This is a genomic window from Mucilaginibacter sp. P1_D10, assembly GCF_056406215.1.
The window spans coordinates 257,710-269,810 of the sequence record NZ_JBFUAP010000001.1; the positions used below are offsets into that span (position 1 = coordinate 257,710).

At 43.2% G+C, this 12,101-nt stretch carries 4 protein-coding genes; 1 reads left to right on the top strand and 3 read right to left on the bottom strand.

What is annotated here, in order from left to right; translation table 11 throughout:
- Positions 1 to 365 precede the first annotated feature (365 nt).
- From AC1DYT_RS01205 to AC1DYT_RS01215, 3 genes are all read right to left on the bottom strand, one after another.
- Positions 366 to 5,165, bottom strand: coding sequence for a RecQ family ATP-dependent DNA helicase (locus AC1DYT_RS01205; RefSeq protein ID WP_477467835.1), 4,800 nt, complete (start codon positions 5,163 to 5,165; stop codon positions 366 to 368).
- Between the two features lie 255 nt (positions 5,166 to 5,420).
- Positions 5,421 to 9,554, bottom strand: a complete 4,134-nt coding sequence (locus AC1DYT_RS01210; protein ID WP_477467836.1) for a hybrid sensor histidine kinase/response regulator — start codon at positions 9,552 to 9,554, stop codon at positions 5,421 to 5,423.
- Between the two features lie 250 nt (positions 9,555 to 9,804).
- On the bottom strand, positions 9,805 to 9,957 hold the full coding sequence (locus AC1DYT_RS01215) for a hypothetical protein (RefSeq protein ID WP_477467837.1): 153 nt from the start codon (positions 9,955 to 9,957) through the stop codon (positions 9,805 to 9,807).
- A 402-nt stretch (positions 9,958 to 10,359) separates the two neighbouring features.
- Between AC1DYT_RS01215 and AC1DYT_RS01220 the strand changes: the two genes are divergently transcribed.
- A complete protein-coding gene (locus tag AC1DYT_RS01220) occupies positions 10,360 to 12,039 on the top strand; it encodes a hypothetical protein (RefSeq protein ID WP_477467838.1) in 1,680 nt (559 codons plus the stop codon).
- Positions 12,040 to 12,101 lie beyond the last annotated feature (62 nt).

The following is a 12,101-nucleotide window of genomic DNA, read 5'->3' on the forward strand; positions in this document are numbered from 1 at the left end:
GCAAAAATTCATAAAAAATTGAAAATATTTCAAGTAATTTGCGTTATCTTTGATAATACAATAACGAAAAAAGTACATTGATATAAGGATGACAAAAAAATTACAAATAAATTCTTTGTAATTCAAAACTAAGTGTTACTTTTACACCATCAACAACGACATAGTCGGTTGATACATAAAATAGTCTTCTCATAATTTAGGTTTATAATTGGTTAGTAAAGGCCCCTGCCCATCAGGGGCTTTACTTTTTTACAAGAATTTGGACCGCTGATATATTTGATTTTAGGATTTAGTTGATGGTTTGTCTGAACCTTGATTTGTGGGGTTTTGGGATGACCGTGATTTTAGTGTAGTGGGCCGCCTTATTAGTATCTCGCAAAATAAAGTGTAGGCAAAACAATCATGATTTCCTGCGGCACGTTTTCTTTTTGCCAATAAACTATAAAGTTCACCTTGGCGCTTTTTAATTTGTAACCGTTAGCAGTTATCTTATCCAACTCGCCCAAAAACAGTTTAGAGAATTTTAAAACCGGTTGGCCCATTTGGTTAGTACACTCATCACCGTTGATAATCAATTCACCGCCGGCTTTTAAACCGGAAACAGGGCCTTGCACTTTGAAAAAGAAATCGAGCTGAACATTCTTATGCGTTAGGTGAATTGCTAACCACGCAGGTGGGGCATGCAATTCTTTATCCTGAACCCTTACGGTGTTATCTGCATTAATGTTTTCAAAGGTATCGGCATTCAGATGGATAATAAGGTTTTGTTTGGCGCGGGTGATGGCTACGTATAACTGCCTTTTTTCCTCATCGGTAACGGCCACAAAATTTTCCAGCATCAGGAAAACGTTGTCAAATTCTTTTCCCTTTGCTTTGTGTATGGTTGATACAAATATCGTGTCGTTTCCGGGTGGGTAAAAATCTTCTAATTTCGATTCGCGTATAAACACCTCCAGGTCCGATTTATACTTGAACTTTGTGTTTATAGTTTCAAAATCCCGGATGAGCGTTTCGCAAATTTCCAGGTTTTGGCTTGTTTTAAATATTATGTTCAATTCCCGCTTTGCGTTTGCCCATGCTTCATCAGGAATAACAAACATCTGGTAGCCCAAGTCTAACTTTTCCAGGAAAAACCGTAACTCGGCCATGTTGTACAGGCTAAAACCATCGTTTGTTTGTATGAGCCTTGCCCGCATTTTTTCTTTCAGCAACAGGCCCGTAATCTGCAACGCTTCTTCGTTGGTTTTGGTTAAGATGCAGGTAGTGCCGATGAGGGGAGTAGTTATCACGTCGTTTACCAGCGGCGTAATAAGATTATTATACAGATGCCGCACTATCTTTATTTTACCCGCATCCCGTTGCCTGGCAATAATAGGTGTGGTTTTTAAGCGCCGCGTTATGCCGGTTGCAAACTGATTGGCAAAATTGACCAGGTTGTGTTTGCTGCGATAATTTTCAACAAGTTCATATTTAACGGCACCCTCCATCTCCGTAATCTGTTCCAGATATTTTGAGTTTGCGCCCCTAAACGCGTAGATGTTTTGGTCGTCGTCGCCAACGGCAATTACACGCATGTCGTCGTTTTGGTTCATCAAAGCCAATATCAGGTTATACTCATCCTCATCTATATCCTGGGCCTCATCAATTACCAAAACGGTTTTTGTCATCCGGCTGGGTTCAACTTCTTTATTCGTTATTTTGGATACTGTTTTCTTTAAAATCTGGTCAGATTTTTCAAGGCTCCCCACTCTACCCAATAAGTCGAAACAATAGGAGTGGAAGGTTTTTATTTCGATAAAGTTGGCTGCATTCTTAATTAGATGCAGCAACCGTTTTTTGAACTCGGTTACCGCCGCCCTCGAGAAAGTCAGCATCAGCAATTGCTCGTGCTTTACATCTTCCATCAGCATCAGTGAGGCCAGCTTGTGCACCAATACTTTTGTTTTGCCGCTACCTGGCCCGGCCGCGACTACAATGTATTTAGCATCAGTATTATTTGTAATAGCCAGTTGTGTGGGCGATAGCTGTCCAAACAACTCCGCGAATTTTGTGGGCGTAAGGTTTATGCGGATTTCGTTTCGCCTGGCACCCTTAAAATACTTATTGAGGAATGAAGAGTAATTCAAGTGGAAATAATCGTCTACAAATTGCAGGGCATCCCGATAATTTTCTATCATTTTTTTGGCGTACTCACCAATGATATGTATCTGCTCAATCTTGTTACGGTAAAAATCGCCCAGCTTTTGATAATCCTCTACTTTATAGCGCCTCTTATTGTCGCTCTCCAACCGCTCAATAGTTAAACGATTGTAAGCAACCAAAAAGCCGCCTTCAATTTTTATCGCTTCAATCCGCGAGAGATAAAACAGCGTATCCTCTATGTCATCGATACTAACTTCCTGCTTAAAAAGCTCACTGCTTTGCAGGTAAGCATCCTTTAATTCGTGTACCGAAAATTCAATCCTTTTTTCATCGGCATTATTTTCTATGGCTGCTAAGCCGTTGTTTTTACGATACAGGAAGTTTACCATAAACCGCGCCAGTTCGTGCCGCTTCTCCAGTTTGGTGGTTAAAACCTCCTGCGGCAGCACCGCAATAACGCTGAAGTTGTTTTTGGATGATTGATGGAATTTTTTGCGTATCCAGTTTTTAATAGCCCAAAAGTTGACGATGGTCTTGATTTTATCGGGTGTTGCATCGGCGCAATCCTGCCGTTCAAAATCTTCATTTAGCTCTTTTAAGTTGAGCGTTTGCTCCTGTTCACTTAACAGGGGTAACAGGCACTTTTCTATCTTGCCAAACGCTTCCACAATGGCCAACGACTTATTTTTGATGTCGTTAAATTTGATAAACGCGGCCAAATCTTTAGTGTCGGCCAGTATATTTTCTTCACGAAGCAGAGTAATAATGTTAATTACCTCCTCTCTTACTATCCCTAAATGGTCGCTGATATAATCCACCCTTGATTCGGCCGTATCCTCGCTTACCTTTTTGCGGCTTCTGGCCGAAAAAAGCTTTTTGATTATCCTTATGGCCTGCTGTTTTTGCTTTTCGGTAAAGCGTGCCGAAGCGTTTATTTTATCTACTGCCTGTTGCGCGTTTTTAGTGAGGATGCTATTGGCAAATATCCTTGGCGAGTTTTGCCCGCGTTTTAAATAGCCTGCCTCTTCCAGCGCTGCAATTGCGGTARTTACGCGGGTTTCTATCTCGGCAACGGTATCGTCCCAGCCAGCTTTCCGTGCAATTTCCAAAGCACTGTTAGAAACGGTTGTACGGAATTTGGTAATCTCTTTTATGGCTTTCCAAACCTGTTGTATCTCTTTAATAGATAATTTGGTTTGGTTAAGCATTATGAAGTGTTTATTAAGGTCCTCTTCACTAAACAATACGTAACAATCGGCTTCTATTTTTTCGTCGCGACCGGCGCGGCCAGCTTCCTGAACATAATTTTCAAGGGAATCTGAAATATCGTAATGTATCACCACGCCTACATCCTTCTTATCAACCCCCATCCCGAAGGCTGAGGTAGCCACCATTATTTTTACCTCGCCGGCAAGGAAAGCATTCTGGTTAGCAATTTTTACTTTTGCATCCAGCTTGCCGTGGAAAAAGCTTGCCGGCAGGCCATCTTGTGTAAGCCTTTTTGCGAGTATTTCAGCACGACCCGTTCTGGAGACGTAAATAATGGCCGGGCAATTTTTTTCGGATATCAAATCGCGTGTGGCCTGGTATTTTTCGTCGTCGCTGTTTTTGGCCAGCACTTTATAATGCAGGTTTGTGCGGGATGCTGTTGAGGTGAACAACTCCAACTGCAAACCCAGCTTTTGACTAAAATACCTGCGGATATCTTCTATAACTTCGGGCTTAGCGGTAGCTGTGAAACAGGACACAGGGATATCCTCGGCAAGGTTTTTCTTGTCCTGCAGTGCTTTAATAAAATCGGCAATGTACAGGTAATCTACCCTGAAGTTTTGCCCCCACGAAGAAAAACAATGCGCTTCGTCGATAACGAACCGGGCGATTTGCCGTCCTAATAACAAACGTTCGATAGTTTTTGAACGCAAGGACTCGGGCGAAATATACAGGATACATGCAGAGCCATCCTCAACCCGCTCAAAGGATTTTGCCCGTTCTATAGGGTCAAGCAAGCCATTGATGGTAACCGCATCGGTAATGCCAGCCTTTTCGAGGTTGTCAACCTGGTCTTTCATTAAGGATTGCAGGGGTGATATCACAACGGTCAGCCCTCTTGTGCATTCGCCGCTTATTAATGCCGGTATCTGGAACGTGATGGATTTGCCCCCACCTGTTGGGAATACCGCCAGGAATGATTTGTTTTGGATAGCCGCCCTAACGGCATTTTCTTGTAAAGGTTCATCGCCGTAAGTTCTGTAAGCATTAAAGCCGAAGAACCTTTTCAGCGCAAGGTGCGGGTCTAAGGCTCTGTCGCAATAATAACAACCCTTGAGGCATGGCTTGCTCCTTAATAAGAACATCACATTTTCTACGTGGGGATGATTTTTTAATACCCATGGCGGTGTGATGGAGTAGCGGTCGCCCGCATTTATAAGGGATAAGCAGTAGGCAAGTTCTACGGGGGTTGAAATTATTATTTGTCCCAAATCTGAATCATCGCAGATATCATCGTAATATTTGGATCGGATAAGCGCTTCAACATTTGTGTTGATGCTTGCAAAATCGAGGAATTTGAAGAAAGCACTAAACCGTCTATCGGGGTTCAGGAGTAAGAAAAATATTTGCCTAAGTATATCGTCTGTTTGCCTGAATGTCGCAACTTCATCAAAAAACAAATCACGGGCTTTTATGGCATCGTTAAGGGGATTGCTCAAATCCTCGGATTGAAGTTTATCATCTTTAAGCAGCGCATGGTACGGCTTTGTGGGAAACAGAAGAGGTGAAAGGAATAAGGTATCGATAATATTATTAGGATGGATTCCGGCACCTTTAAGCGCCTCCCCAATATATTTTATATCATGATTGAAGATATTATGCCCGCAGATAAAATCGGCTCCGGCGATAAAATCGGCGAATGCAGGTAGCGACGCCTTGTGGAAATGGCTACCATTATCCCTTATGCCGCCAATATCCAAAACCTTCTGGGTTTCTGGATTAATTTCAGTATCGATAAATACGATGGTGTTCAACCTCGGATAATTAGTTTAATGCGCTTTTTGCGTCTAAAGGATTAGGATATAATGTTTTATTTACAACATTACTTATTATACTGCAAAATATCACTTTAATTAAGCGCTTGGCTATAATTTTATTTCATAAAAGAATCCAAAGGGGCAGACGATTAATCAGCGACATCAACGTAATCATTAAAATCAGCGGTTCAGACAGAATGTGTTTATCATGTAGAAGGGGAGAAGTCGCGTCGCATAATGCAATTACTTCCGCTAAACCGCAACTGCCCATTTTTGCAGTTTTTGAACCAGATCATCCAATTTAAAGGGCTTGCTTATATAATCGTCCATACCTGCATCCATACAAATCTTCAGGTCGGCTGGCAGCGCGTTGGCTGTCATAGCTATGATAGCCGGCCGGTTTGGGAAACGTTTTTTTATTATTTGCGTGGCCTCCAGGCCATCCATTTTTGGCATTTGTATATCCATTAAAATAACATCGTATGTTTTTTTATTCACAAAATCCAGGGCTTCCAGGCCGTCTGCAGCCAGGTCGACCTCATACCCCAGTTTGCTCAAAACTTTCATAATCAATTTCTGGTTCATCTGGTTATCTTCGGCTACCAAAATATTTAAGGGATACATTTCCGAAAAGTTCTCCGGTAACGCCCGTTTAGGCGTATCTGGCTGCTGATGATCGCTCACAGTTGAATTTACCTGCCTGCTAAGTTCCTTTACGATGTGTTTAAATAAAATATGCTGCTTTGCCGGCTTGGTTAATATGGAGCAGAAAAGTGTGGGATGATCTTTATGCAAAATATAGTTTACCGAACTTAACAGCATTATTGGTAATTCGGGGTATTCGCTGCGGATTATGGTTGCCAGTTGTATGCCGTCCATCGAGGGCATTTGCATATCGGTAATTACCAGTTTAAAATCGTTCGCCTCAGTTAATGCTTTAAGTGCCTGTTCGCCCGATTTTGCAATCACCGGGTTTAATTTCCATTGTTCTAACTGGCCTTTTAAAATGCGGCAATTGGTATCATTATCATCAACAGCCAAAATTTTAAAGTTGGCAAAACCGTTCATGTCATAATTTTCATGGGTTGGCTCGGGCAGCATGCTTTTTTGCGAGCGGATAGCAAACCGGAACGTACTTCCTTTGCCAATTTCGCTTTCTACGCTAATTTGGCCGCCCATTAACCTTACCAATTGTTCGCTTATAACCAGGCCAAGACCCGTGCCGCCGTACTGCCGTGTTGTTGACGAATCTACCTGTGAAAATGCTTTGAACAAGCGGTGCAGCTTATCAGCAGGGATACCAATGCCGGTATCCTTTATATCAAAACCCAGTTCAATTTGATTATCATGCGAGATGCTAAGTAAGCGCACGTTCACAAAAATTTCTCCCTTTTTTGTAAACTTAATAGCGTTGCTTATTAAATTGATGAGTACCTGCCTAAGCCTTAAACTGTCGCCAATTATTTGGGCAGGCACATTGTAATCTATCTGGTAAACCAAATCCAGCTTTAAGTGCGCCGCTTTTACTGTAAATACATCAAAAACTTCTTCAATACAGGTACGCAGGCTAAAATCCTTTTCTTCCAGCTCCATATTGCCCGATTCTATTTTAGAAAAATCTAAAATATCGTTGATCACCGCCAGCAGGTCTTCGCCGCAGGTTTGTATAGATTCGGCAAAGGCCCGCTGCTCGTCATCCAAAGGGGTTTCGCCAAGTAAGGCCGCCATGCCTATCACCCCGTTCATCGGTGTACGTATCTCATGGCTCATTGTAGCCAAAAATATACTTTTAGCCTTATTGGCTTCTTCTGCCTCCAGGGCCAATTTTTTTTCAACCTCTATTGCACGCGCTAATTGCTCTGTACGCTCTTTCACCTGGCGCTCCAGTTCGGTTTTCTGTTTCTGAATAGCGCGTGTACGAATAAAATAAAACGCAGGCCCACTAAAAGCAAATAGTAAACCCGCGGCTAATTTAAACCACCAGGTAAGCCAAAAAGGAGGTTTTATGTAGATCCTGATAGCTGTGCCTTTGTCGTTCCATTTACCGTCGTTATTTGAGGCTTTAACCCTAAATATGTAATTCCCCGGGTCGAGGTTGGTGTAGGTGGCTGTGCGTTTACTGCCAACATAATTCCAGTCTTTATCAAAATTCTCCAGCTTATAAGCGTATTGGTTCTTTTCGGGGAAGGTATAATTAAGGGCTGCAAACTCAAACGTAAATACCGAATGTTTGTAGGATAAGTTTAGAGTGCTTGTTTCGCTGATATCTTTCTGCAGTGGCGATTTTTCGCCGCCGGCAACAACCGGTTTGTTAAATATCTCAAAATTAGTAACATATACCGGTGGAATAAAGCTATTGTCTTTTAAACTATCGGGATAAAAGGTGCTGAAACCGTTTACACCGCCAAAAAACATTTCACCATCCTCAGTTTGAAAACTGGAATGCCCTTTAAACTCATCTCCCTGTAACCCGTCAGAAACACCGTAGTTCCTGGTTGCTTTTGTTTTAGGGTCGAACCGGCAGAGCCCCTTGTTGGTGCTTAGCCATAAATTACCTTTACGGTCTTTTAAAATGTTATAAATCGTATTGTTGGGTAAGCCATCGTTTTCGGTGTATGCGGTAAATGTTTGGGTGCGCCTGTTTAAATAGTTTAAACCGCCGCCATTGGTGCCTACCCACATATCTCCGTTGCCTGCCTCGGCAATAGCTTCTATAGTATTGGTTGATAGGCTGTGCTTATTTCCTTCATCATGTTTATAATGTGTAAAGCGGCCGCTTTTAATATTCAGCATTTCCAGCCCGCTATCGGTACCCACCCATATATTGCCTTGCTTATCCTCAAATATAATATTGCTGATATCGCTTGCAATGCTGGTGCTATCTCCGGGTTTATTGCGGTAGTGTGTAAAAACACCAGTTTTAACATTGTAATGATTAAGCCCCCCTTTCCAGGTTCCTATCCATATATTGCCATCGCGGGTTTTATACAAATTGTTAACATCCGACAGGGAGAGGCTGTTCGGGTTGTTTGCCTGCGGCATGTGATGCTTAAAAATGCCCGTTCTTTTATCGAACAGGTCGAACCCGCCAATGTGGTACCCCAGTGCCATCAGGTTTTCATCTATTTGCACAATGGCCATTATGTAATCGTTGCTTATAGAGCGGGCGCTGTTACTATTTTGGCGGTAATGCACAAAGGTTTTTGTTTTCCTGTTGAATAAATTAAGGCCGCCGCCATCGGTGCCTATCCAAATATTGTCGCTGTTGCCCTCTCCCGATATGGATAGCACGTTGTTATTTGATAAACTATTGGGATTGTTGGGGATTTGGCTGTAGGTGTTGAACTTATTGCCAAACCGGGGTGAAAAATTTACGCCGCCCGAATACGTACCTATCCACGTATTTCCGACATCATCTTTATACAGGCAATAAACCGAGTTGCTGCTAAGGCTGGATGGGTCGTTCGCGTCAAATGTGTAGGCATTAAACTTATTGGCGCGGTAGTCAAATACATTAAGCCCACCGTTCTCGGTCCCAACCCACAATTTGCCGTCGTTGCTTTCCAGCATCGAAAGAATATCATTATGGCTGATACTGTTGGGGTTATTAGGGTTGTGCTTAAAATTTGTAAACGAATTGTTTTTTGAGTTATATAACGCCAGCCCGGCACCATGCGTGCCGGCCCAAATATTCCCTTTGCTATCTTTATAAACAGCTTTTACCCAACTGGCGCCTATACTGTTTTTATTTGCCGGATCGTGTGCGAAGCGGATAAACTTGCCATTTTGCGGGTTAAATTGATACAAGCCATTATCCGTTGCTATCCAAAGCAGGCCATTATTATCCTGGGTAACCTGGTATATAAAATCGTCGGCTAGCCGGTGTGTGCTTTCACTGGTGTGCGTAAATTTCTTAAACGTACCGTTTGCCGCATTAAATAAATACAGCCCCATACTGGTCCCCAGCCATATCCTTTTTTGCGCATCCAAAAAAACAGACTTAACCGAAAGTGCTAAATTGTTGTTTGGGTAATGGATAAATGTATTGGTTGCACGGTCGAACCTGTCGAGCCCGCTTTCCGTGCCTATCCACAAATTACCGGCACTATCTTCCGTTAGCGCTAAAACATAATTATCAATAATGGTGGTTTTGTTATTTTGGTTGTGTTTGTAATGGGTAAACTTATAACCATCATACTTATCCAAACCGTCTTCTGTGCCAAACCACATAAAACCCCTGCTGTCTTTCAAAATGGCGCTTACATGGCTTTGCGAAAGCCCTTGGTTTGTAGAAAGTTGCTTGAATTTAAGGTCGCGGGTTTGCGAATAAGATAAACCGGGGTTAAGCAGGCATAAACACGAAATAAAAAGAAATATTCGCTTCATTTTATCGCATTAGTGATTTTGTTGCAAATGATTTTTTAACTGCCCCACCGGATGTTTAAGTAAAAATAAATATTACAGCGGTAAAATAGTACTACAGGTTTCGGCAGGTAATAATGCCAATCCCTCGAACTTTTATTCGATTAACCTGATACCCACTCATACGGAGTTTTAGCGAATTTGTTGCAATTTATATTCCATTGCGGAGTATAGTTGATTGTGATATTCGCCTTACGTATAGCCGAATTTGTATTTATTTCTTCTGCCTCACCAAAATGGCAACTTCCAATGGTTCAAGGCGCAATACGCCACTGATGGTTTCATCATTTAAAACATTGTGGTACGCCGTACCAGGTTGCAAAGTATAACCAATTGCCCCCTCTTCCAGGTTGAAGAATACCAGCACCTCGTTGTTGTCGTCGTACCTTCTGTAGATGAGGGTATGGCCTTTCGAAGCTATAAACTCTATCTTTCCATTTATCAGTACGGGTTATCCGTGCGTGATGGCAACAGCATCGCCTGCATGCCAATTCTTTCGTCTTGCGTTTGTTCACTCGGCAAATACTTATTGATAAACCAAAGGCGGTCAGTTGCTTAACCATTAGAACAATCATTAATCTTTTGTTAAGTATTTTTTAATAGGCAACTCTTTATTTGCTCGCTAACCAATAATTACCAGGTGCCTTCCCCGGGTGCCGGTATTATAAACCAATATTTATATATGAAAAAATATGCATTAAAGCCGCCCTGGCCCCGGCACGCACACTTTATTTAACCAGTCTTTTACCAACCACCAACCCATTTAATTATGAAAATCAAAAACATTTACACCATCTTCTGTGTGCTTGCCATTAGCGTTATAAGCGCCTGCCAGAAAAAAGAATTAGTAAGTGAAGCGTTAAACGTCACCGATTCGAAACCCAAACCAAAGCTGAGTATCATGTCATCGCCGGCCGGCGATGTGGTTGGTAAAGTAACCGTTGGCTACCAGGGCTGGTTTGCTGCCATTGGCGACGGCTCGCCGATAAACATTTGGTGGCATTGGGCCGACCCGAATAACCAGGCGCCAAACTCAACCAGCATCCGCATAAAATCGTGGCCGGATGTACGCGAATACACCAGCACCTATCAAACGGCTTTTGCAAACCTTAATAACGGGCAGCCGGCAAAACTATTCTCCTCTTTTACTGACCAAACCGTAAATACCCAGTTTTTATGGATGCAGCAAAACGGTATTGATTGTGCCGCCCTGCAGCGTTTTAACCCAACAGGCGGCGAAGGCCCTGTGCGCGATGCCATAACCGCAAAAGTAAGAACCGCTGCCGAAGCTACCGGCCGTAAATTTTACATTATGTACGATGTTGGCTACTGGACAAACATGCAATCGGAAATTAAAACCGACTGGACAAGCAAGATGGCGGCCTACACATCGTCTTCTGCCTATGCAAAGCAAAACGGCAAACCTGTTGTGTGCATTTGGGGTTTTGGGTTTAACGATGTAGGCCACCCATGGTCGGCGGCGGTATGTTTAGATGTAATTAACTGGTTTAAAAGCCAGGGTTGTTATGTAATAGGTGGCGTACCTGCCTACTGGCGCGATACTAATGCCAGCGAAGTAAGGCCCGGCTTTTTGGCTACCTACAACGCGCTGAACATGATATCGCCCTGGATGATAGGCAAAATAGGCAGTATTGCCGATGCCAACAGCTTTTACACCAACACCCAGGTTGGCGACCAGGCTTATTGCAATGCAAACGGCATTGATTACCAACCGTGCGTATTACCGGGCGACCTGCAATTACGCCAGCGTGCGCACGGCGATTTGATGTGGAGGCAATTTTACAACTTGATAGGCGGCGGTGCGCAAGGCCTTTACATCTCGATGTTTGATGAATATAACGAAGGGAACCAAATCGCTAAAACTTCAGAAAACTCATCATTTGTACCGGCCGGTTCCAACTTTTTATCGCTTGATGAAGACGGCACCGTATGCTCTGCCGATTATTACCTGCGCCTTACCGGCGATGGGGGTAAAATGCTCAAGGGCCAAATTGCGCTTACTGCTACAAGGCCAACCCAGCCTGTGGTTGGCGGGGGAGGTACCGTGCCCATAGGGCAGTCGGTAACGTTTAAAGGCTCCAGCAATAATTTGTATGTAAGCTGCGAGAATGGTACGCAAGCCATGAATTGTAACCGCGCTGCCGCCGGTGGCTGGGAGCATTTTACGGTAGTAAGTGCGGGCAGCGGCAAAGTGGCATTGCAAAGCCAGGGCAAATATGTATCATCAGAAAACGGCACACAGGCTATCACCTGTAACCGCACATCGGTGGGCCCCTGGGAGCAGTTTGATTGGCTGAACAATGCCGATGGCACAATTTCCCTTCGCGGAAATAACGGTAAATACATCTCATCAGAGAATGGCACACAGGCCATGACCTGCAACCGCGCCACTATTGGTGGCTGGGAATCATTTAAACTAAACCAGTAAGGTTATCAGAGCTGCCGGGTATAGCTTATATTCCGGCAGCTTTATTTTTTGGGGGAATAAAA